Origin of the sequence: Streptomyces aurantiogriseus (genome assembly GCF_014649375.1) — a bacterium.
Lineage (GTDB): Bacteria > Actinomycetota > Actinomycetes > Streptomycetales > Streptomycetaceae > Streptomyces > Streptomyces aurantiogriseus.
The window spans coordinates 1-22,732 of the sequence record NZ_BMSX01000015.1 but is presented as its reverse complement, the minus strand read 5'-3'; the positions used below and the strand labels follow the sequence as shown (position 1 = coordinate 22,732).

General features: G+C 70.7%; 16 protein-coding genes and 1 pseudogene. 7 read left to right on the top strand and 10 right to left on the bottom strand.

Translation table 11 applies throughout. The features are described from left to right. Positions 1-79 precede the first annotated feature (79 nt). Both IE263_RS28570 and IE263_RS28565 read right to left on the bottom strand, forming a co-directional pair. On the bottom strand, positions 80-298 hold the full coding sequence (locus IE263_RS28570) for an NfeD C-terminal domain-containing protein (protein ID WP_189940697.1): 219 nt from the start codon (positions 296-298) through the stop codon (positions 80-82). A gap of 27 nt (positions 299-325) precedes the next feature. Further along, a complete protein-coding gene (locus IE263_RS28565) occupies positions 326-1,747 on the bottom strand; it encodes an amidase (RefSeq protein WP_189940696.1) in 1,422 nt (473 codons plus the stop codon). Positions 1,748-1,975: 228 nt separating this feature from the next. Between IE263_RS28565 and IE263_RS28560 the strand changes: the two genes are divergently transcribed. Together IE263_RS28560 and IE263_RS28555 are read left to right on the top strand one after the other, a co-directional pair. Continuing rightward, positions 1,976-3,364 (top strand): glycoside hydrolase family 43 protein, encoded by a 1,389-nt coding sequence (locus tag IE263_RS28560; RefSeq protein WP_189940695.1) that lies wholly within the window; start codon positions 1,976-1,978, stop codon positions 3,362-3,364. Positions 3,365-3,986: 622 nt separating this feature from the next. Next, positions 3,987-5,372: an FAD-binding oxidoreductase gene (locus IE263_RS28555; protein ID WP_189940694.1), complete on the top strand. Its 1,386-nt coding sequence runs from the start codon at positions 3,987-3,989 to the stop codon at positions 5,370-5,372. A gap of 42 nt (positions 5,373-5,414) precedes the next feature. Here the strand turns inward: IE263_RS28555 and IE263_RS28550 are convergent, their stop codons facing one another. After that, complete coding sequence (locus tag IE263_RS28550) at positions 5,415-6,020, bottom strand: TetR/AcrR family transcriptional regulator (protein WP_189940693.1); 606 nt, start codon at positions 6,018-6,020, stop codon at positions 5,415-5,417. Between the two features lie 368 nt (positions 6,021-6,388). Here IE263_RS28550 and IE263_RS28545 point away from each other — a divergent pair, with 368 nt between their 5' ends. Further along, complete coding sequence (locus IE263_RS28545; RefSeq protein ID WP_229911208.1) at positions 6,389-10,069, top strand: family 78 glycoside hydrolase catalytic domain; 3,681 nt, start codon at positions 6,389-6,391, stop codon at positions 10,067-10,069. Between the two features lie 126 nt (positions 10,070-10,195). Here IE263_RS28545 and IE263_RS28540 read toward each other — a convergent pair whose 3' ends face one another. Both IE263_RS28540 and IE263_RS28535 read right to left on the bottom strand, forming a co-directional pair. Next, positions 10,196-10,597: a hypothetical protein gene (locus IE263_RS28540; RefSeq protein ID WP_189940692.1), complete on the bottom strand. Its 402-nt coding sequence runs from the start codon at positions 10,595-10,597 to the stop codon at positions 10,196-10,198. Between the two features lie 76 nt (positions 10,598-10,673). Next, the gene (locus IE263_RS28535; protein WP_189940691.1) at positions 10,674-10,940 is read right to left on the bottom strand and encodes a hypothetical protein; all 267 of its coding nucleotides are present in this window, start codon (positions 10,938-10,940) and stop codon (positions 10,674-10,676) included. Positions 10,941-10,976: 36 nt separating this feature from the next. Between IE263_RS28535 and IE263_RS28530 the strand changes: the two genes are divergently transcribed. The 4 genes and pseudogenes from IE263_RS28530 (at position 10,977) to IE263_RS28510 (ending at position 15,906) form a co-directional block, all read left to right on the top strand. Beyond that, positions 10,977-11,141: a hypothetical protein gene (locus tag IE263_RS28530; RefSeq protein ID WP_189940690.1), complete on the top strand. Its 165-nt coding sequence runs from the start codon at positions 10,977-10,979 to the stop codon at positions 11,139-11,141. A gap of 789 nt (positions 11,142-11,930) precedes the next feature. Then, positions 11,931-12,083, top strand: a pseudogene (locus IE263_RS48810) (cytochrome P450); the annotation flags it as partial. Positions 12,084-12,240: 157 nt separating this feature from the next. Next, a complete protein-coding gene (locus IE263_RS28520) occupies positions 12,241-12,480 on the top strand; it encodes a 2Fe-2S iron-sulfur cluster-binding protein (RefSeq protein ID WP_229911207.1) in 240 nt (79 codons plus the stop codon). Positions 12,481-12,606: 126 nt separating this feature from the next. After that, positions 12,607-15,906, top strand: a complete 3,300-nt coding sequence (locus IE263_RS28510; protein ID WP_229911206.1) for a SpoIIE family protein phosphatase — start codon at positions 12,607-12,609, stop codon at positions 15,904-15,906. Between the two features lie 36 nt (positions 15,907-15,942). Here the strand turns inward: IE263_RS28510 and IE263_RS28505 are convergent, their stop codons facing one another. The 5 genes from IE263_RS28505 to IE263_RS28485 form a co-directional block, all read right to left on the bottom strand. Beyond that, on the bottom strand, positions 15,943-18,348 hold the full coding sequence (locus tag IE263_RS28505; RefSeq protein WP_189940687.1) for a xanthine dehydrogenase family protein molybdopterin-binding subunit: 2,406 nt from the start codon (positions 18,346-18,348) through the stop codon (positions 15,943-15,945). Next, a complete protein-coding gene (locus tag IE263_RS28500; protein WP_189940686.1) occupies positions 18,345-18,875 on the bottom strand; it encodes a (2Fe-2S)-binding protein in 531 nt (176 codons plus the stop codon). The genes IE263_RS28505 and IE263_RS28500 overlap by 4 nt, the downstream gene beginning before the upstream one ends. Beyond that, entirely contained in the window at positions 18,872-19,756 is an 885-nt protein-coding gene (locus tag IE263_RS28495; protein WP_189940685.1) for an FAD binding domain-containing protein, read from the bottom strand. Before IE263_RS28495 ends, IE263_RS28500 begins: the two co-directional genes overlap by 4 nt. 220 nt (positions 19,757-19,976) lie before the next feature. Further along, positions 19,977-21,818 carry a glycoside hydrolase family 15 protein gene (locus IE263_RS28490; RefSeq protein ID WP_189940684.1) on the bottom strand — a complete coding sequence of 614 codons (1,842 nt, stop codon included), beginning with the start codon at positions 21,816-21,818 and terminating at the stop codon, positions 19,977-19,979. 251 nt (positions 21,819-22,069) lie between these two features. Further along, positions 22,070-22,732 (bottom strand): ATP-binding cassette domain-containing protein (locus IE263_RS28485; protein WP_189940683.1); only part of this gene is annotated, 663 nt, incomplete at its 5' end.

Here is a 22,732-nt window from a genome sequence, read left to right as displayed (position 1 = left end):
GGGTGAAGACGCTGGCGGATCCTTGTTGCAATCTTGACGAGTACCTTGCCGAACGGTTCTCACCTGGGCCGCAACGGGCTCAACTGTCGTACGCCTCGGTGACGTAGACGGTCCTCGGCGGCAGGTACTCCACGATCATCACCACCGTCCCGGGGGTGATCCGGCCCGTGCCGTTCGCCGGATGCGCCAGGAAGTGTTCGGCGCCGCCGCGCACCCGGACGATCACCTCGCCGACCAGCCCCGGCCCGACCGTGCCGGTGACCCGCCCCATGAGCCCGACCATCGACGCATCGTCCATGGGCTCAGGGTAAGGGCGGAACGGCCGCTACAGAGCCGGGGAATCCGTGACCGCCTCGCGCGGCCACACCTCGTGCCAGCGCCGCTCCGCCTCCACCTGCGCGGCGAGCGACAGCAGCAGCGGCTCGCTGTGCGCCGGACCGAGGAGCTGGGCCCCGACCGGCAGTCCGTCCGGAGTGAAGCCAGCCGGCACGTTGACGCCGGGCCACCCGAGGACGTTCCAGGGCCAGGCGTACGGGCACGCGGCGATGATGGCGCGGTCGGTGGCGAACCCGTTCAGGCGCAGCATGGCCCCGATCCGGGGCGGGGGAGCGGCCGTCGTCGGCGCGAGGACCACGTCGTACGTCTCGAAGAACCGGCCGATACGGCGGTGCAGGACCGCCTCCGCGCGCCGGGCCGCCCGCAGCGGGGCGCCGCCGAGGAGGCGGCCCAGCCGGGCGGCGCCGTGGGTGCGCCGGTCGAGGAGCGCGGGGAAGGGGGCCTCGGCGACCCACTCGGCGATGCCCGCGGTCGCCCGGGGCACGAAGGTGAGGCCGATCTGCCCGTACGGCGGGTCGGCCTCCTCGACGGTGTGCCCCAACCGGGCGAGTTCCTCGGCGAGTTCGACGATCCGGGCCCGCACCTCGGGGTGCAGCCGGGCGGGTACGGCGGTGAACGGCGGCTTCAGCGCGAGCGCGATGCGCAGTCGGCCCGGGTCACGGCCGACGGCGGCGGAGGCGTCGACGGCGGGCGGCCGGTGCGGGTCGTGCTTGTGGTTGCCGCTCGCCGCGTCGAGGAGGAGGGCCGCGTCGGCCACGGTCCGGGCCAGCGTGCCGTTGACCGTGATGCCCTGGAAGGACTCGCCGCGCGGCCAGGTCGAGATGCGGCCGCGCTGCGGCTTGACGCCGACGAGGTGGGTCCAGGCGGCCGGGATACGGACCGAACCGGCCCCGTCGGAGCCGAGCGCAGCCGGCACCAGACCCGCCGCGACCGCGGCCGCCGAGCCGCCGGAGGAGCCGCCCGGGGTGTGCTCGGTGCTCCATGGATTGCGGGTCGCGCCGAAGGCCGGGCCCTCGGTGAACGGCCACTGCCCGAGTTCGCAGGTGTTGGTCTTGCCGACGATCACGGCGCCGGCCGCGCGCAGCCGCCGTACCGCCTCTCCGTCCTCGGCGACCGGCGGGTGGGTGCCCTGGCAGCCGAAGGCGGTCGGCTCGCCCGCCACGTCCATGTCGTCCTTGACGGCGACCGGGACGCCGAGCAGGGGTTTGCGCACTCCGGTGGCCAACTCCCGGTCCGCCGCCTCGGCTTCGACGAGCGCGGCCTCGGTGCGGACGATCCGGAAGGCGTTGAGGGTGCCCTGGGTCGCCTCGATCCGGGTCAGGGCCTGCTCGACCAGCGAGCGGGACGACACCTCCCCGTCGGCCAGCGCACGGGCGGTCTCCGTCAGGCCTGCGGAACGGTCGAGCGTCATTGCGGGACACCTCCGGGAGCGCGTTGTCTACCGAACGGTAACGTCTGGACGGCGGTTGGCGGAACGTTCCTCGGTCCCTGGCGGGTCCTCCGGGTCGGACAGCTTTCCCACAGGGCGCTTCCGTTCCTGCGCAAGGCATTGACGGTCCGGGGCCTCACCCCTACCTTCTGATCGACTTTCCGAACTCCGTTCGGAATTTCGAACCTTGAGCCGTTGGGAGAGCCGCCCATGACCACCCGTCCCCGCACCCCGTCCCGCCGCACCCTGCTGCGCGCGATGGCCGCCCTGCCCGCCTCGGCGCTCGTGCTCGGTGAGGTGCCCGGCCTGCTCGGCACGGCCCTCGCCGCCGCCCCGCCCAGCGGCTCGGCCACCCGCTACACCATCGTGCCGTTCCTCAACAGCAACGACGGCACCGTCAACGTCTACCAGTCGGACGACGCCACCGACTTCCGGCTCGCGAAGGCCTCCGCCTACACCCCGCCGACGGGCCGCATCCGCGACGCGAGCATCTTCAAGCACACCGACGGCTACTACTACATCACCTACACCACCCACACCTGGCAGGACGTCAGCACCACCATCGGCTTCGCCCGCAGCTCCGACCGGCTCAACTGGACGTTCCTGTACGACTACACGGTCCCGATCGCGAACCTCTCGCGCGCCTGGGCGCCGGAGTGGTTCGTCGACAGCGACGGCAGCATCAACGTCATCGTGTCCTGCTCGACCACCGACGACGAGTGGATCTTCACCCCGTACCGGCTGAGGGCCACCAACTCCGCGCTCACCGCCTGGAGTTCACCGCTCGCCCTGTCCGGCATCGGCGAGAACCACATCGACACCTTCATCGTGAAGCTCGGCTCGACCTACCACGCCTTCACCAAGAACGAGACGACCAAGTACATCGAGTACGCCACCGCCTCGAGCCTCAACGGCCCGTACACGATCTCCCGCACCGGCAACTGGGCGGGCTGGGGCAGCTACCGCGAGGGCCCGGCCCTCGTGCAGCTCGACAACGGCGCCTGGCGGATCTTCTTCGACGGCTACGGCGACGGCAACTACTACTACAGCGACAGCTACGACACCTTCGCCACCTGGAGCACCCCCAAGGCCCTCCCGGCCGTCTCCGGCACGGCACGCCACTTCACCGTCGTCAAGGAGACGGTCTCCGGCGGGGTGAGCCTCGCGAAGAACGTCACCCGCTCCTTCCGGTCGGCCAACTACACCACCCGCTACTGGCAGGAACAGTCGGCGCTGCTCAACCTCCCGGTGGTGAGCAGCTCCAGCACGACCGCCGAGAAGCAGGCCTCCACCTTCACCGTCGTCCCGGGCCTCGCCGACTCGGGTGGCTACTCCTTCCGCGACGCGGCCGGCAACTACCTGCGCCACTACTCCTTCCGCGCCCGCTTCGACCCGAACGACGGCACGTCGACCTTCGCCAAGGACGCCACGTTCATCGCCCGCACGGGCACCGCGAGCGGCTCCGTCCGCTTCGAGTCGTACAACTACCCCGGCTACTACCTGCGCCACTACAACTACCAACTGCGGGTGGAACAGACGGACGGCAGTGACCTGTTCCGGCAGGACAGCTCGTTCGTGCCGGTGACTGCCTGGAGCTGAGCCGGGTACCTGCGCCGAACGGTGTCGGGCACACTGGTCCCCCGCTTTCGCTCCGCGTCCGGCGCGCACGGATCGTGTCCGTGGTCCGGGGATGCGGGGGCGGCCCGCGGCCGGAGGCCGCTGAGGGACGGCGCCTCACGCCCAGGTGCACCTGGGCGGGCCTGGGCGGTCCGATGCCCCGCACGATCGCTCTGGTCGTGTGGGGGCGGTGCCGTCCTCCCCCAGTGCCTTAAGGGCCTGGGAGGTACCCCCATCCGGATCGGGTGTCCCTGGGCGCGCCGTCCGATCGCCACGGCGGCAGCGTCGTGGCGAGTCGTCTTTCTGTTCTTGCTGGTGAGGGGCTTTTTTTGCCAGTGCTGGGCAGAAAGGCTTTGGATGCCACGCGCATACGCAGGACGCCCGGCGAGCGGGGATCCGCAGGAATTGCACGGCTCGGTGGTCGGCGGGACGCTGGACGAGTCAGCCTCACGGCGTCCGATGACACGACGCCCGCGAAGCCTCGGGCCCCGAGACGCCTCGGTGGAGAACCGTGCGTGACACCAGCAGCGGGTGATCGAGGTGGCGGCCGCAAGCAGGCCGAAGCCGGGGGGCAGGAAAGCCGCGCCTCCACACGGAGATCACCATGGACAACGCGACCTTGGACGAGATGCAGACCTCGCTGCGGGGGCCGGTCATAGGCCCGCAGCATCCCGAGTACCGCCAGGCCCGCAGCATCTACAACGCAATGATCGACAAGCGTCCCGCCGCCCTCGTGCGGTGCGCGGACGCCGCGGACGTCATGGATGCGGTCACCTTCATCCGCGACCACGGCCTGGAACTCGCCGTCCGGGGCGGCGGGCACAGCGGTCCCGGCCTGTGTCTGGTGGACGACGGGGTCACCGTGGACCTGTCGCCCATGCGCTGGGTACGGGTCGATCCCGCCGCGCGGACCGCCCAGGTGGGCGGCGGCAGCCAGCTGCGGGATCTCGACCACGCCACCCACGGCTTCGGGCTCGCCACCCCGACCGGCATCATCTCGATGACGGGCGTCGGAGGCCTGACCCTCGGCGGTGGCCACGGCTACCTCACCCGCAAGTACGGCCTGACGGTGGACAACCTGGTGGCCGCGGACGTCGTGCTGGCCGACGGCAGCTTCGTCACCGCGAGCGAGACCGACCACCCGGACCTGTTCTGGGCCCTGCGCGGAGGCGGCGGCAACTTCGGCATCGTGACCTCCTTCACCTACCGCCTGCACCCGGTGGACACCGTCGGCGCCGGCGTCACCGTGTGGCCGGTCGACCACACCCGCGAGGTGCTCACGTGGTACCGCGACTTCCTCCCGCAGGCCGACGAGGACATCTACGGCTTCTTCACGCTCCTCACCATCCCGCCCGGCCCGCCCTTCCCCGAAGAAATCCACGGCTGGAAGGCGTGCGGCATCGTGTGGTGTCACACCGGTGACCCGGCCCGCACCGAGGACGCCCTCGCGGTGGTGAACGAGCCCGGGCCGCCCGCCTTCCACTTCACGGCACCGATGCCCTATCCCGCGCTGCAGGGCCTGTTCGACGAGCTGATCCCCACCGGATACCAGTGGTACTGGCGTGGCGACTTCTTCGACGAAGTCCCGGACGCCGCCGTCGGCGTGCACCTCAAGTACGGCGAGAACCTCCCCACACCGCTGTCGCTGATGCACCTCTACCCGGTCGATGCGGCCGCCCACCGGGTGGCCCGGGAGGACACCGCGTGGAGCTACCGGGACGCCGTCTGGTCCGGCGTCTTCGCCGGCGTCGACCCCGACCCGGCGAACGCCGAGACCATCAGGCAGTGGTGTGTCGACTACTGGGAGGAGATGCACCCCTACTCCATGGGCGGCTCCTACGTGAACTTCATGGGCCAGGGTGAGGAGCAGGAGCGGGTCCGGGCCACCTACCGTGACCACTACGACCGGCTCGCACAGATCAAGCGGACGTACGACCCGGACAACCTCTTCCACGCCAACCAGAACATCAGGCCCGCCCAGCAGCACTGACCGCCGGGCCTGGAGCTGTCTGCGGCGGGCGCGGCGGTCCGCTCAGTCGTTGTGCTCGCGGTCGAAGAGCAGTCGCACGAAGTCGTTGACGGGCCCGACGATGTCGAGGTCCTGGTCGAGGACCCACTGCAACTGGAGCCCGTTGAGCACGGCGTGGAAGAGGACCGCGGCGCTCTCCGGGGTGAGGCCCTCGCGCAGCTTGCCGCGGTCCGCCTCCGCTTGGAGTCCGCCGGCGAACTGAGCGCGCCCGCGTTCATAGCGCTCGACGAAGTAGGTGTGGGCGGGGTGGTCCGGGCGTGAGGCCGCGGCGGCGAGCTCGATCCACAGGCGCATCAGCTCGGGAGCCCTCTGGTGGTGGCGGATCAGTTCGCCGAGGTAGGGCGCGAGCTGGTCCGGGCTGTCGACCCGGGCCAGGCCCTGCTGCCACTCCTCGGAGTCGCGTTCGGCGAGCACCTCGGCAAGGAGTTCGTCCTTGTTGCGGAAGTGATGGAGGAGGCCGGCGTGGGTGATTCCGGCCCGGTCCGCGATGTCCCGCAGGGAGGCTTTGGCGTAGCCGTTCTCGGCGAAGCTGTCGCGTGCCGCCCGTACGATCTCGGCCCTGCGGGCCGGTGTCTTGGCGTACGGCCCACGCGCCTTTGCCTGACCCACGGTGTGCTCACTCTCCTCATGGCGAAGGTCTCCGCGCAGTCGCCTCCTCGCGGAGGCTCTGAAGGAAATCCTCGCACCCGGACCGCGCCCGGCCCCAGGCAGCGTCGTCCTCGGCTCGGGCCATTGTGTTTCGGCCGAGGTTGTTCGTAAGCTTTCCACTTGGAAGGTATTGAAACGTTTCAGGGCCTCTGGTTGCCTGCCGCCGCCCATGCGCGCAGTCACGAGCACCCAGGTGCGGTGGGGGGGAGGGACGCCCCCGTCCCCAGCGCGGCAATACCTCACGGGGCGTCGATCGCCGTCCCCTGCCTGCACATCCCGCTGTGCGCGTACGAAAGGAAAGAGCCGTGGCCGAGGAGAACAGAAGTGCGTTGAGCCGCCGACACATGCTCGGCATCATGACGGCGGCGGCAGCCGGGACCTCCCTCCCGCTCGCCGCCGCGCCGAACGCCGTGGCGGCGAGCGGGGCGGCATCCGGCGGACGCCGTTCGATGCCCGCGCATCTGCAGGTCAACTCCCGCGTCGCGCCCCTGGGCACAGAGACCGCGCCGGCGTTCAGCTGGGTGCCTCCGGTGGCCAGGCAGACCGCGTACGAGATCCAGGTCGGCACCAGGCCCGGCAGGGCGGATGTCTGGCGCAGCGGCAAGGTGGCGGGCACGGCGGGCTCCAACAGCACCGAAGTGGCCTACGGGGGCGGCGCGCTGCAGTCGGAGCAGGCGTACTTCTGGCGGGTGCGCATCTGGGACGAGGAGGGCGCTCCCGGTCCCTGGAGCGAGCCGGCGGTGTGGGAGACCGGCCTGCTGAACGGCGAGAAGGACTGGTCGGGCGCCCGCTGGATCGGGGGACGCGAGGCGCAGGACCACGACTGGAAGGACCTGACCGCGACCGTCGTCTTCCGCGGTGGTCCCGACGCCGCGAGCGGGCTGTCCCTGCTGCTGCGCGCCGAACCCGTGGGCAAGACCTGGGGCGAGGGGCTCAACTGGACCGTCCGGCAGTCCGGGGACGACATGCAGCTGGTGATGAGGACCAGTCACTACGCCGGCAACACCTGGGTGGACGACGGCACCTCCGAGCCGGACTGGGGCGTGAACCACTACGACCCGCAGAGCGAGACCAACCCCACCACCGAGGGAACCCGCAGCGTCCCCGTCGGTACGGTCACCCTCCCCGCCTCGACCGGACTGACCAAGGACACCTGGGCCACCCGCGACCACACCGTGCAGGTCACGGCCCGCGGACTCACCGTGACCACCACCGTCAACGGCGTGGAGGTGGACAGCCGTACGCTCACCGGCGACCAGATCCGCCGCCACGGCAGCTTCGGCTTCGCCGGCGGCACCTCGGCCACCGTCCGCAGCGTCAGGGTTTCCGGCACCGGCGCCCCCGACTTCTCCGTCGACCTCACCACCGGCGCCAACCCCTTCGAGGCGGGCATCGGCACCCTGGCCGGCCTGACCTTCCCGCCCAAGAACCCCTACATCCCCGCCAGGAACACCGTGCTGCCCATCGCCAACCCGGCGCCGGTGCTGCGCCGCGCGTTCACCCTGCCCCGGGGCCGGCGCATCGCCAAGGCCCGTCTGCACCTGAGCGCCGCGGGCAACGTCACCTTCACCGTCAACGGCGACCCGATCACCGTCGACGGCAATCGGGCCACCCGGGACCGGACCACCGTGCCCCGGCTGCTCACCGACCAGAGCACCTACGACCGCACGGTCCTGTACGACACCTTCGACGTCACCGCGCTGCTGGAGGCCGGCCGGGAGAACGTCGTCGCCGCCGAACTCGGGCGCGGCTGGTACGGCGTGACCACACCCCAGGAGTGGTACTGGCAGCTCGCCCCCTACGTCGGCCAGCCCCGCCTGCGCGCGAAGCTCGTCGTGACCTACACCGACGGCTCCGCCACCACGCTCGTCACGGACGAGGACTGGCTCAGCGCCGACGGGCCCACGACCTTCGACTCCGTGTACTCGGGGGAGAAGTACGACGCCCGCCGAGCCGACCAGCTGGGTGACTGGCGCTCGGCCGGCTACCGCGCCGACCGGGACTGGCGTCCGGCCACCGTGCTGAACCCTCCGGGCAGCTGCTCCGGCCCCGCGCCGAAGTACCACGGCATGCTCCCGGCCACGACAGTCCCCGAGGGCTTCAAGCCGGCCGTCCTGCGAGCCCACGAGGCGGAGCCGGTGCTGGTCAACCGGACGCTGCACCCGGTCTCGCTCACCGAGACCGCCCCCGGCTCGGGCGTCTGGATCCTGGACTACGGCCAGATCCTCACGGGCCTGGTCCGTCTGCAGCTCACCGGCATACGCCCCGACAAGGAGGGCCTCACCCTGCGGATCCGCGGCGGCAACCGGATCACCGGCGGCGACGGCACGACGGCAGCCCCGCTCTCCGTCGAGGAGGAGAACTTCCAGCACGACGCCAACCTCCAGACGCACTACTACACCCTCGGCAGGCGGTCGACGCAGACCTGGGAACAGCAGTTCAGCCACTTCGGCTTCCGCTACCTGGAGGTCCACAACCTCGAAGCCGTCCTCGGACGGGCCCCCGACCTCCAGCGGGACGCGGACGTACTGACGGTCGGCGTCGCCCGCACCGGCTTCGCCCGCACCGGCACCTTCACCACGGACAACGCCCTGCTCAACCGCCTCCAGCACAACCTGGAGTGGGCCGAGCAGAACAACCTGGTGCAGAAGCCCACCGACACCCCGTCACGGGAGAAGAACGGCTGGACCGGCGACGCCATGGCCAGCTCCGAGTCGGAGTCCCTGACCTGGGACGTCAACGCGCTCTTCACCACCTACCTGCGGCACTTCCCCGACACCCAGATCTCCACCGGCCAGCTGCCCATGTTCGTCCCCATCGCCAAGGGCGGATACGGCTACGACCGCACCCCCGGCTGGAACGCCGCGTGGAAGGCGGTGCCGGCCTGGGACTCGGCGTACTTCGTGATGCCGTGGGAGCTGTACACGTACTACGGCAACAGCAGCCTGTTCGCCGAGCTGTACGAGCACCAGGACACGCTCCTGACGTACTACGAGACGCTGTTCACCGCCGAGAACGACTACAGGTTCGAAGCCTCCCTCGGCGCCTACTCCGGCGCGGAGAGCCCCGGCAGCAACGCCGTCATCAGCCTCGCCTTCTACATCCACTTCTGCGACTACATGGACGAGGTGGGCCGCAGGCTCGGCCGCACCGAACGCGCCGCCCACTACGCGAGGTTGGCGCGGACGCTGCGCAAGGCGTTCATCACCAACTACTGGGACGCGTCCAAGGGCTGCTTCACCCAGGGCAGCATCTCCAGCGAGAACACCCTGGCCATCGCCTTCGACCTGGTCCCCGGTTCGGACCTGAAGACCGACGACCCCCGCTACCTGGCGGGCACCAAGTCGGTCGCGGAGAACAAGAAGGCCCTCGCCAAGCTGCTCGCCGACCGCATCGTGGCGGCGGACCAGCACATCCAGAACGACATGTACGGCTCGCGCTACGAGTTCAACATCCTCAGCGAGTACGGCTACACGGACATCGCCCTCAAGGCCGTCACGCAGACCGGCCTGCCCGGCTACGTCCACCAGATCGCCAAGGGCGCCACCTCGCTGTGGGAACAGTGGACCGACCGGCTCTCGGTCAACCACCACTACCGCTCCAACGTGGCCACCTGGTTCTACCAGGGCCTGGCCGGCATCAGGCCGACGGCGACGGCGTACGAGTCGCTGCGCATCCGCCCGTACATCCCCGCGGCCGCGGTCAACAGCCGGGTGCCGAAGAACACCGAGGACACCGACCTGTCGCCCACGACGCTCGACCACGTCAGCGCCTCGATCGACACCGTGCGGGGCAAGGTGTCCTCGGAGTGGCACCGCCGCCCGGACGGCAGGATCGACCTCGCGGTGACCATCCCGTACAACACGGAGGCCGAGATCTGGGTTCCCACCCAGGACAAGCCCGTCACCGCGCCCCGCGGTGTCGCCTTCGTCCGGTACGGCACATCAGGCGGCGCGTCCTACAAGGTCTACCGGGCCAGGGCGGGCCGATACCGCTTCAACGCCGCGTGACCTGAACGCGCAGACCGACCTCGTCGAGCCCGCGCCCGCTTGAGAGGGCGAGTGGGCGCGGGAACGTGGGCTTCCTCAGCGATCAGCGGGCGGGCGCCCGCGTTCGGCGGTGCCGGCCGGCGCCGGCTAGAAGCCGGGGAAGACCCGTCGCAGGTCGTCGAGGGTGAGGGAGGTGCTCGCCAGAGACACCTCGCTCGGCGTGTACGCGGGCGCGTGGCGCCCGGTGGTGAGGCGCAGCCACCATTCGGCCGGTGCGTTCAGGACGGCGTCGGGCTGGTCCGGCTCATCGGTGAGCGTGATCGCGTTCCCCACCTCCAGTCCGAAGGTGCGCTCGGGTGCGGTGGTGTGGACGGCTATGCGGAGCGGGCGGGCGTCCAGGGCGTCGGCCTTGCCGAGGAAGTTCAGGAAGGTGCCGGCCTGGTCGAGGAGCAGTCCGGTCAGAGCGGAGAGCAGGGGCGCCTTGTGATCGAAGGCGACCTCCACGTCCCAGGTGTGGTGGGCGAACTCCGCGAGCCGTACGCCGGCCACCGTGGCGACATCGACCGCCGCGGGCAGGAAACCGAGGTCGACCGTCAGTTGTCTGCGCGTCTGCGCGTCGAGGCTCTCATAACGGCTGACGAGCGCGTCGTTGGCCGTCGGCGAGCAGTCGCGTGAACAGGTACTCCTCGACCATCTGCCCCCTGTGATGGCGGGCGATGGTGCAGACGTTGACGCCTTCGAGGTTGTAGTGGCCGATGGTCGCGGTCCAGTCGCCCTGCGCGACGTTCGGGTAGTGCTGCACGATCCGGGCCTCGGGGTATTCGACGAGGATGTCCTTCATGGCGGCGATGTGTTCGTCGATCGTGTAGGTCGCCTTCCCGTACATCTCCACGTAGACATCGACCCGTACGCCAAGGACGATCTTCTGGTGAGCATCACCAGCCCCGACAACCACCTGCTGCAGGTCGCCGCCGACATTCGTCCCGGCTGGAACGTGACCATCCGCGGCACCCAGCTGGGCAAGCGGTCGGCCACCTTCACCCGGCGCGAGGGCGGCAAGGTCGTCGAGCGTCTCCGGTTCGCCGCGGTCTGATCGCGCCCGGAACGGGGGCACCCCTGAACTGCGTCGGCACCTGTCGGTGCGGCGCGGCCCGCCGGTCGGATGAGCGGGCGAGGGTGCCCCTCTTGACCTGCTCGGGCGTGGGCCTGGCCGACTTCCGGCACGAGAAGCCGTGGCGCCCGCCCAGCCTGCTGCTGGAGGCCGACCCACCCCGGCACGACGCCCCGCGCCGGGTGCTGCGCGAGATCCTCGCCCCGCCGGCGCTGCGTCGCCTGCGTGCGGCGTGGCAGGCCGTGGCCGAGGAACTCGTCGAGCAAGTCCTCACCGGGGGAACCGAGCTCGACGCCTTCACCGCGCTGGCGGAGGCGTTCCCGCTGCGTGCCTTTCCGGACGCGGTGGGCCTCGGGCCGGACGGAAGGGAGAACCTGCTGCCGTACGGCAACATGGCCTTCAACGCCTTCGGACCGCGCAACGACCTCGTCGCGGCCGACGCGCACCGGGTGGCCGAGCTGTCGGCGTGGGTGAACGCCCAGTGCGCACGGGAGGCGTTGAGCGAGGACGGTTTCGGTGCACGGATCTGGGCCGCCGCCGACCGTGGCGATCTGACGTACGAACAGGCGCCGCTGGTGGTGCGTTCCCTGCTCGCCGCGGGCGTCGACACCACCGTGCACGGCCTGGCGGCCTGCCTGTACGCCTTCGCCACCCACCCCGAGGAATGGCAGCGGCTTCGGGAGCGGCCCGAGTTGGCGCGGACCGCGTTCGACGAGGCCGTGCGCTGGCAGTCGCCGGTGTTTCTTCCGTACCGCCACCACCGACGTCACGATCGCCGACACGGTCGTCCCGGCGGGCACGAAGATCCTCATGCTCCTCGGCGCGGCCAACCGCGACCCGGACCGCTGGCACGACCCCGACCGCTTCGACCTCACCCGCGACCCCTCCGGTCATGTCGGCTTCGGCATGGGCCTCCACCAGTGCATCGGCCAGCACGTGGCCCGCCTGGAGGCCGAGGCGATCCTGACCGCCCTGGCCCGCCGCGTCGAGCGCATCGAACTCACCGGCACACCGCACCGCCACCCCAACGAGCGGCGACCATCCCGCCCGTCCGTACCGGGTCACCGTGGAGCGCCACGGCGTGACGGTCGAGGTGCCGGTCGGCACCAGCATGCTGGACGCTTTGCAGGCGGCGGGCGTCGAGATCATGTACGACTGTCTGCGCGGCGAGTGCGGACTGTGCCGCGTGCGGATCCTGCAGGCCGACGGACCCGTCGACCACCGTGACGTGTTCCTGTCCCCACGGCAACGGGCCGAGGGCCGTCAGATGTGCGCCTGTGTGTCCCGGATCGCCGGGCCCGGGGTCACCATCGACTGCTGAGTCAGGCGAGCGCCGCTTCGGCGTCACGGCCGTAGATCCAGCCGTTGCCGACCAGGGGATCGGAACGCGCGAGGGCCGACCTCCCGTCGGGCATGACTGACCTGCTGCAGACGGGTGGTGCGTTCGATGCGTACCGACTCGCAGTGCTTCAGCAGTGCCCAGCCGGGCCGTGGAACCGGCGGCGCGCGGACCGCGCCGGTGCGGGGCACTCCGTTCGAGGTGGAACCGCGGCGTACCGGATGCACGGTCACCGTCACCCCGGAGATCTCGGTGCTGGAGGCGGTGCGCTGCGCCGACGTGCTGTCCTCCTGCGAGCAGGGCACCTGCGGAACGTGTCCGACACCGGTGCTGGAGGGACGGCCCGCGGCGAGCACCTGGTCGCTCCTGGCTTCTGATCGCGTCCGGGCACGTCAGGGATACAGTGGCAGTACTGCCAACAAGACAATCTCCCATGCGTACGACGGCAGCGCCGCGCGGGTGTCCCGGGTGTTCGATGACGGGTCATGGCACGACCGGAGCCTGACACGCGACCTTTCAGGAGACGAGGTGGCGGCTGGGAACACGAGGCCCCGAAGCCGCATCGAGCAGCTGGAGGCGATGCGGCCGGGCCCGCTTGCGGCCCAACACGGGCTGTCGATCGCCGAGACCCTGAGCGTGGCACTTCAGCAGGCGACCGCCGACCTGGGTGGCCTCGGCGGCTTCGTGCACTGGCGCGACCCCGGGTCCGGTCGGTTGCGCCTGGTGGCGGCCAGCGGGCTCGCGCCGGAGATCGCCGAGGCATGGGCGGATCTCCACGAGGACGAGGACGTGGCCCCGGCACGCGCCCTGCGCAGCGGTGCCTTCGTCTGGGTGGCCGAGGACAGCATGGGGGTCGGGGCCTCCGGTACCGCGGCGGTGCCGCTGGTCGGTGCCGGCGGGCGCATCGGTGCGCTGTCCGTGCTCGCGGCAGGGCCCGACGAGCCGGATCCCGCCCAGCGGTCGTTTCTCGGCTCGGTGGCGGCGTGGGCGGCCGGACACCTGGAGCAACGTCCCCGCACGCCGTCGGGCCTCGTCCCGGCGCCCGGCGGGTCGCCCACGATCGACGTGCCCGGCGGGGAGGTGCCCTGCGCGGTGGAGATCAGGCACTGGGAGTACGACGCCGCGACGGGGGCAGTGACACTCACCCAACCGCTCGTCGACATGTCCGGTGAGTCGCCTACAGCGTTCGACGAGAGCGCGGACCTCGGCTGGTACCTCGCGGGCGTCGAGGACGTGCCGGCCTTCACGGCCGACATCCGTGCGGCGTTCGACAGCGGGACGGCGTACGACACCGAATTCCGCGTGCACCACAGCGACGGCACCTTCGGGTGGGTGCGGGCCCGCGGCCACATCGAGCCCGGTCAGGACGGCACCTCCGCCCGCATGGTCGGTACGCTGTGGGGCCCGACGCACACACACGCCGCGTACGGTCCGGTCGTCGCCACCCTCCGCGACATGGGCGACGGATTCCTGACGGTCGCCGACGACTGGCGGATCACCTTCGTCAACAAGGAGGCCGAGCGTCTCCTCGGCCCCGGCTGGACCCTGCTGGGCCGCACTCTCTGGGACATTCCCGCAGGACGCGCCCCCGGCCTCGAAGCCCAGTGCCGACGGGCGTCCGCCGAGCGGAAGCCGATCAGTTTCGATCTCCACCGGCCGACCGATCAGCGCGTCCACCACGTCCGGCTGGTCCCCTTGCCGGGCGGCGGCCTGACGATCTACTTCGCCGACGTCACCGAGGAGCGGCAAGGGGAAGCCGGACGACCGGCCGGCGAGCGGACCGCCCGGATGAGCGAGCTGACCGCGGCGCTGTCCGAAGCCGTCACATCGAGCGACGTGGTCAAGGCCGTCGCCGACCATGTCCTGCCGCCCTTCGGCGCGGACGGGCTGGTGGTCCACGCGCTCTCGGGTGGCCGGCTGCACGCGGTCGGATCCGTCGGATACACGGAGCAGTTCCTGCGCCAGATCGAAGGGATCCCGCTCACGAGCCACATGGCGATCACCGAGACGTTCCGCACCCGCACTCCCGGATTCATCGAATCGCCCGCCGAGTACGTCCGGCGCTATCCGCAGTTCGAGAGCTTCGTCGCCACGTCGGCCAAGAAGGCATGGGCCTTCCTTCCGCTCATCGCCTCCGGGCACGCCATCGGCTGCTGTGTCGTCTCCTTCTCCCAGCAGCGCGCCTTCAGCGAGGAGGAACGCACCCTGCTGATCGCCCTGAGCGGGCTGATCGCGCAGGCACTGGAGCGGGCCCGGCTGTACGACGTGGAGCACACCCGCGCCCAGGAACTCCAGCGCGGCCTGCTCCCCAGGACACTGCCCTCCCTGCCGGCCGCCTCCGCAGCCGCCCGCTACATGCCCGCGGGGAGGGGCGAAGAGGTGGGCGGCGACTGGTACGACCTGATCCCGCTCTCCGGCGACCGGGTCGCCATCGTGATCGGCGACGTCATGGGACACGGCATCGCCGAAGCCGCCATCATGGGGCAGCTGCGCACAGCGGTCCGCGCCCTCACCGACCTCGAACTCGGTCCCGACGAGCTCCTCAGCCACCTCAGCGAACTCGTCTCCGCCCTCGGCGACGACAAGTACGCCACCTGCTCGTACGCCGTGTTCGACCCCGTCACCCGTACCTGCTCGCTCTCCCTGGCCGGTCATCTCCCGCCCGCCATCGTCCATCCCGACGGGACGGTCCACTGCCCGGAGCTGGCCGGTGACCCTCCGCTGGGCGCCGCCGAACCTCCCTTCGAGACGCACGAGCTGCGCCTGCCGGAGGAGAGCCTTCTCGTGTTCTGCACGGACGGCCTCGTGGAATCCGCCACCCGCGACATCGACCAGGGACTCGCCCAGCTCAGGCAGACGCTGGCCTGGGCGGTGGCCCGGACCTCGTACTTCCCGGGCCCCGCCCGGCACGGTGACACCCGGCGCCTCGACGACCTGTGCGACGTCATCGTGTCGGCTCTGCTGCCCGACCGTGAGCAGACCAAGGACGACGCGGTCCTGCTCGTGGCCCACACCCGGGGCACACCTGCCGACAGTGTCGCCTCGTGCAGCCTTCCGGACGACCCGCGGGCAGCGGGCCAGGCCCGGGAGTACGTGCGCAGCCAGCTGGCCGTCTGGGGTCTGGACGAACTCGCCATGACCACCGAGCTCCTGGTGAGCGAGCTGGTCGGCAACGTGATCCGGCATGCCAGCGGCCCGATACGCCTGCGCCTGCTGCGCAGCCGGTCGCTGATCTGTGAGGTCTATGACGGCAGCCTCACCAGCCCACGCATCCGGCGCGCCGCGTACACCGACGAGGGCGGCCGGGGCCTGCACCTGGTGGCCGCGCTCTCCCAGCGGTGGGGCACTCGCCATCTCGACGAGGGCAAATGCATCTGGACCGAGCAGGACCTGCCGCTCGCCCCTTGACCCGTCCGGAGTCATGGGCCGTGGGGTGGGCGGACGTCAGACCCACCCCTGCGCGGTGCGCCCCGCCTGCACCGTCGCCACGATCTCCCAGGGCTTGACCGGCAGCTGCCGGACCCGCATCCCGTACTCCCGCAGAGCGTCGTCGAGGGCCGCCGACACGGCAGCCGGAGCCACCATGCGCCCGCCCTCGCCGCCGCCCTTGATGCCGTACTCGGTGAACGGCGAGGGCGTCTGGACGTGCCCGATGCGGAACGCCGGGGCCTCGACCGCGGTGGGGATCAGGTAGTCCCTGAAGGTCGAGGACCTGAACCGCCCGTCCGCGTCGTAGGCCAGCTCCTCGTAGAGCGTGGTCCCGATGCCCTGCGTGGCGCCGCCGGTGACATGGCCGCCCAGGCTTTTGGGGTTCACGATCGTCCCGGCGTCGTGCACGGCCACGTAGTCGAGGAAGGAGACCATCCCGGTGTCGGGATCGACCTCCAGGACCGCGATGTGGCAGGCATGGCCCATGATCGGGTAGAAGACGCCGAGGTCCGAGCCGTCCGGGGCCGGAAGTGTCGTGTACGGGTGGTCGTAGGTGAAGGACTCCTCCAGTCCGCTGGTCATGCCCTCGGGCAGGCCGAGCGCGAAGAAGTAGGCGGTGGCCGCCAGCTCGGCGATGGTCAGGCCCGTCTCCGGTGCCGCCCGGACCTGGACGCGGGCGTCGACGAGTTCGAGGTCCTCCGGGGCCACTTCGAGGGTGTGCGCGGCGATGTGGACGAGCTTCTGCCGCAACTTGCGCGACGCGCCCCGGATCGCACCGGCCACCATGGCGGTGTAGCGGCTGCCGCCCGGGCCGGTGCCGGGAAGGGCGTGGGCGGAGTCGGCGTAACGGACATTGACGCTCTCCGGCGGGATCCCGAACTCCTCGGCGAGCAGGGTGGCGCCCACCGTCTCGGGGCTGTTGCCCCACATCGACTGGCAGTGCAGCAGAAGCTGGAACTGCCCGGTGGGGTCGATCGTCACCGTCGCGCTCTCGGGGCTGGAGGTGAGGGGGAAGGTGGGCTTCTCCAGCAGGAACCAGAACTCGGTGGCGCTGAAGACGCTGCGCTCCTGGGTCGTGGCCAGGCCGATGCCGATGTGACGGCCCTCCTCCTCGCGCAGCCGTCTCTGTTCGGCGCGCCACCTGTCCAGGTCGATCATCGACAGTGCCTTGTCCAGGACGGCGGGGTAGTCACCGCTGTCGTAGAGGTTGCCGCCGGGGATCTTGTACGGGAACTGGTCGGGCTGGATGAAGTTGCGGCGGCGGATCTCCTCCGGGGCGAGCCCGAGCCGGGCCGCCCCCTCGTCGACCAGCCGTTCCAGCACCCAGTTGTGCACCTCGGAGCCGAAGCCGCGGTAGGCGCCCTGCTGGCACTTGTCGGTGACCACGGCCCGCAGGCGGTACCTCACGTCCCGGAACCGGTACGGGCCGACGACCTGCGAGAAGGCGTTCCCGTGGTGGCCGACACCGAACTGCATGTAGGCGCCGTAGTCGTCGACGACGTCGATGTCGAGACCGACGATCGTGCCGTCGGCGCGAAAGCCCATGCGCGCTTCGTAGATGCGGTCGCACCCGTGGTGGTCCGAGTTCTCCAGATGGTCGATCCGGTCCTCGACGTACGACACCGGGCGACCCGTCTGCAGGGCCAGGAAACCGGCGAGGGTGGGCACCTTGTGCGCGGCGAGCTTGCTGCCGAAGCTGCCGCCCGCCGGGACCGGCCTCAGGGTCAGCTTGTTCGACGGAATGCGCAGGGTGGCCGCGATCAGGAAGACGAAGTAGCTGAAGTTGAGCGAGTTGCAGTAGATCTCCAGTACGCCGTTGAAGCCGGGCTGCGCCACCGCGCCCGTGGTCTCCAGCGGCATTCCGGCGGAGCGCCCCCAGCGCAGGGTGTCCTCGACGATCAGGTCGGCCCCGGCGAACGCGGCGGTCACGTCGCCGAACTCGAAGGTCCGCTCGTAGCCGATGTTGCTGCCGTGCTCCTCGTGCAGCAGGGCGGACCCGGGCTCCATGGCCGCCATGGGATCGGTGACCGGCGGAAGCTCCTCGTAGTCGGCCTTCAGCAGGTCCACCCCGTCCTCGGCGAGGTATCTGCTCTCCGCGACGACAGCCGCCACGGCCTCACCGACGTAGCGGACCTTGTCCACGGCCAGCGGGTACTGCGTGATGGTGGCCGGGCCGAAGCTCATGCAGGGGTTCATCCTCGCCTTGCAGTCCTCGCCGGTGAGCACGGCGACGACTCCCGGCAGCCTCAGTGCCTCGGTGGCGTCGATCGACCTGATCCACGCGTGCGGCAGGGGGCTGCGCAGGATCGCGGCGTGCAGCATGCCCGGCACTCCGAGGTCGGCGATGTACCCGCCGCGGCCGACCAGCAGCCGGGGATCCTCGACCCGTCTGCGGTCCTTGCCGATGTACGTGTAGGTCATGGGTCACGACCTCCCGCGGCGCGGCCGCGGAGCCTGGCGCCGGCGGACTGGACCGCGTTGACGATGTTCTGGTAGCCGGTGCAGCGGCACAGGATCCCGGAGATCTCGTGGCGCACCTCGGCATCGGTCAGCTCACGACCGGTCTCGATGATCTCCTTGGTCCGCAGCAGCATCGCGGGCGTGCAGAAGCCGCACTGCAGCCCCTGCTCCTCGGCGAAGCACTCCTGGATGGGGTGCAGCTTCGCCGGATCGACGGACAGGCTCTCGACGGTCTCGACCGCGTGCCCGTCCGCCTGGACGGCCAGCATCAGGCAGGAGCGCACGGAGTGGCCGTCGAAGAGGACCGTGCAGCATCCGCACTCGCCGTGCTCGCATCCGAGGTGCACGCTGACCAGGTCGAGTTCGTCACGCAGGAAGTCGGCGAGCGTGATGCGCGTCGACACCGCGCGGGTCACGTCCCGCCCGTTGACGCGCACGGTCACGGTCCGGCGGGTGGTGCCGTACCGGGCGGCGCTGAGAGTCGTCACGTCCCGTCGCTCCTCTCATGGGCGCGTGCCACGGCCGCGGTGATCGCGCGCCGCACCACGAGGCGGGCGAGGTGCCGGCGGTAGGCGCGCGTGGCGTGCAGGTCGTCCCCCGAGGTCACCGAGGGCACGATCTCCTCGGCGGCCCTGGCGATGTTCTCCGCGGTCGAGGCCTCACCGATCAGCGCGCTCTCCACCGCCCAGGCGCGGACCGGCGTGTCGGAGATGCCCAGGACGCCGACGGAGACGGAGGTGAACCGGCCGTCCTCGTCGAGGTTCACCACCGCGGCGGCGCCGGCGAGCGCGAGGTCGCCCACGCGCCGGGCCACCTCCACGAAGCCGTGGCCCGCGGCCTGCGGCGGCACCGGGTAGCGGACGGCGACGAGGACCTCCTCGGGCTCCAGGGCCGTGGTCGTCCAACCCCGGAAGAAGTCCTGGGCTTCGATGGTGCGGGTGCCCGACGGCCCTCGCGCGACCACCGTCGCGTCGAGCGTCACCGCCGTGCACGGCAGCTCGGCGGCGGAGTCGGCGTGCGCCAGGCTGCCGCCGACCGTGCCGCGGTGGCGGGTCTCGAGGTGGCCGATGCAGCCGGTGGCCTCCGGCAGCAGTGGGATCAGTCGGCCGACCTGTGGGTGGTTCTCCAACTCGTACTGGCGAACCCCGGCGCCGACCTCCAGCATGTCGGACCGGGGTTCGATCTTCTGCAGGTCACCGATCCTGTTGATGTCGATCAGTGCCTCCGGCCTGACGAGCCGCATGTTGAGCAGGGGGAGAAGGCTCTGTCCGCCCGCGAGGACGAGGGAGTCGATGCCGTACTCGCTCTTGAGCCCGACGGCCTCATCGACGGATTCGGGATCGCAGTACGTGAAGGGAGGCGGCTTCATCGCAGGTCCTTGGATTTCGCTACCGTCCTCCTCCCAGTGCACCACACCCGGCGCGATGACGACGAAGTGTCCTCGCGCCGGCTGATCACTCGGCCACAGCCGCATCGCTCACCTCTCCGCGAGGCTCGGCGGGCGGCTGCCACTGCACAGCTCCGGAGCGGCAAGGTGCTGCTGGCCCACGCCGGCCCCGAGCTGGTGGAGCACGTCATCGCCCGGAACGTCAGCCCAGGGTGCGGTCGAGGTTGTAGGCCGCGCTGATCAGGGACAGGTGGGTGAAGGCCTGGGGGAAGTTGCCCTGTTGTTCGCCGGTGTGGCTGATCTCCTCCGCGTACAGACCGAGGTGGTTGGCGTAGGTGAGCATCTTCTCGAAGGCAAGGCGGGCCTCGTCCAGGCGGCCGGCGCGGGTCAGGGCCTCGACGTACCAGAACGAGCAGATGGAGAACGTGCCCTCGTCACCGCGCAGCCCGTCGGGGCTGGCCTGCGGGTCGTAGCGGTAGACGAGGGAGTCGGAGACCAGGTCCTCGCCCAGGGCGTCCAGCGTGGACAGCCACTTGGGGTCGGTGGGGGCGACGAACTTCGTCAGCGGCATCATCAGCACCGCAGCGTCGAGCACGTCGTCGTCCTCGTGCTGGGCGAACGCCTGCCGGGCCGGCGACCAGCCCTTGTCCATGATCCGCCGGTAGATGGTGTCGCGTGCGGCGCCCCAGCGGACGAGGTCGGCGGGCAGCCCGCGGCGGCGGGCCATACGCATGCCGCGCTCGATGGCCACCCAGCACATGAGGCGCGAGTAGAGGAACCTCTTGCGGCCGCCACGGGTCTCCCACACGCCCTCGTCGGGCTGGTCCCAGTGCGCGCACACCCAGTCGACCAGGCCGCACACCGCGTCCCACTGGTCGCTGGAGATGGGCTTGCCCCACTTGTCGTACAGGTAGACGGAGTCGATGAGGGCCCCGTAGATGTCGAGCTGGAGCTGGTCGCCGGCGGCGTTGCCGACCCGGACCGGGGCGGAGCGCCGGTAGCCCTCCAGATGGGGGAGTTCGCGTTCGGACACCTCTGCGCGGCCGTCGATGCCGTACAGCACCCGCAGAGGGCCGGAGGCGTTGCCGCCGTTGTGGTCGACGCGGGCCATCAGGAAGCCCATGAACGCCTCGGCCTCACCGGTGAAACCGAGCCGCAGCAGGGCGTACACGCAGAAGGCGGCGTCGCGCACCCACAGGTAGCGGTAGTCCCAGTTGCGTTCGCCGCCGAGTTGTTCGGGCAGGCTGGTGGTCGGCGCGGCCACCATCGCGCCCGTCGGGGCATAGGTGAGGAGTTTCAGGGTGAGCGCCGAGCGGTGCACCATCTCCCGCCACCGGCCGCGGTAGCCGGACTGCGCCAGCCAGCGCCGCCAGTACGCCACGGTCGCGGTGAACTGTTCCTCCGCGGAGTCATGCGAACAGGAGCGGGGCGGTACGGCCGCGCCGACCCGGTCGAGCGCGAAGACCGCGTTCTGCCCCTGGGCGAGGGTGAACTCGGCCGTGACGCCCTGGTCGTCGCACTCCACGGGCACCGTCGAGGTCAGGGTGAGGGAGAGGCCGGCGGACTCGAAGAGCACCATGCCGTCGAGCCGACCGACGGTGTGCGGATCGGCGCCGTAGCCGAACCGGGGTGCGATCCGGGCCCGGAACGGCAGCCGGCCGCGTACGCACACCACCCGTCGGATCAGCCGGTGCCGCGCCTGCTCGGCGGCCGAGGCCTCGTCGGCGACCGGCATGAAGTCCTGGATCTCGGCCACACCCTCCTCGGTGAGGAAGCGCGTGATCAGCACGTTGGTGTCGGGGAAGTAGAACTGCTTCGTCCGCGCCGGCACCGCCGCGGCCAGCTCGAACGCCCCGCCCCGCTCGGCGTCCAGCAGGGAGCCGAACACGCTCGGCGCGTCGAAGGAGGGACAGCAGTACCAGTCGATGGTCCCGTCGGTGCCCACGAGGGCGACCGTACGCAGGTCGCCGATCAGGCCGTGCTCGGCGATCGGCAGATAGCGGTCGGTGCCGAAACGGGCCTGGGACGGAGGTACGTCGGACATGGCGGCAGCCTCACTCGTGATCGTCCTGGTGGTTCGCCGGTCGACCGCCCTGGGTCACGGTCCCGGCCCTGTTCGGCGCGGGACGTCTGCCACGTTACCGCTGTTCAGGTGGTCGATGCGGTGGCCGACCAGGTCCGCCGGTCGCGTCACCTGCCCGGACGACAGGGTGTCCCCGCGCCAGGACCGGTGTGCGCGCCCGCCGGGATCGATCGGATCTCGGCGGCCGAGCCGTCCCGGCCATGGCAGCCGATCTACGTGCCCTCCGGCGCGGTGGCCGCGACGGGGGCGCTGAGGTCCTCCTCCTCGGGGAGTTCTTCGACGTCGACGCCACGCACCTGGGCCAGCTCGTGCTTCAGTGCCGCGAGTTCGGCGCCGCCGGCCATGTGGTTGGTGAGCTCTTCCAGGCTGACCTCGCTGCGGTCGGCGGAGAGTTCGATGGTGCCCAGGCGCAGGACGCTGAAGTGGTCGCCGACCATGTAGGCGTGGTGGGGGTTGTGGGTGATGAAGATGACGCCGAGGCCGCGGTCGCGGGCGGCGGCGATGTACTTCAGCACGACACCGGACTGCTTGACGCCGAGGGCGGCGGTGGGCTCGTCCAGGATGAGGACGCGGGCGCCGAAGTAGACGGCGCGGGCGATGGCCACGCACTGGCGCTGGCCGCCGGAGAGGGTGCCGATGGGCTGTTCGAGGTCGTCGAGGATGATGCCCATGTTGCGCAGCTCTTCGTCCGCGGTCTTCTTCATCTTCTCGATGTCGAGGCGGCGGATGGGCCAGGGGCCCTTGGTCATCTCGGAGCCGAGGAAGAAGTTGCGCCACACCGGCATCAGCGGGACGGTCGCCAGGTCCTGGTAGACGGTGGCGATACCGCGGTCCAGGGCCTCGCGCGGGGTGGAGAAGCGCACCGACTCGCCGTC

What these genes read in the sequence shown, in the direction of transcription:
- IE263_RS28555 (WP_189940694.1), top strand. Translation starts at nt 3,987, where the DNA reads ATGGACAACGCGACCTTGGACGAGATGCAGACCTCGCTGCGGGGGCCG.
- IE263_RS28490 (WP_189940684.1), bottom strand. Translation starts at nt 21,818, where the DNA reads ATGTCCGACGTACCTCCGTCCCAGGCCCGTTTCGGCACCGACCGCTAT.
- IE263_RS28560 (WP_189940695.1), top strand. Translation starts at nt 1,976, where the DNA reads ATGACCACCCGTCCCCGCACCCCGTCCCGCCGCACCCTGCTGCGCGCG.
- IE263_RS28510 (WP_229911206.1), top strand. Translation starts at nt 12,607, where the DNA reads ATGCGTACCGACTCGCAGTGCTTCAGCAGTGCCCAGCCGGGCCGTGGA.
- IE263_RS28565 (WP_189940696.1), bottom strand. Translation starts at nt 1,747, where the DNA reads ATGACGCTCGACCGTTCCGCAGGCCTGACGGAGACCGCCCGTGCGCTG.
- IE263_RS28570 (WP_189940697.1), bottom strand. Translation starts at nt 298, where the DNA reads ATGGACGATGCGTCGATGGTCGGGCTCATGGGGCGGGTCACCGGCACG.
- IE263_RS28505 (WP_189940687.1), bottom strand. Translation starts at nt 18,348, where the DNA reads ATGACCTACACGTACATCGGCAAGGACCGCAGACGGGTCGAGGATCCC.
- IE263_RS28495 (WP_189940685.1), bottom strand. Translation starts at nt 19,756, where the DNA reads ATGAAGCCGCCTCCCTTCACGTACTGCGATCCCGAATCCGTCGATGAG.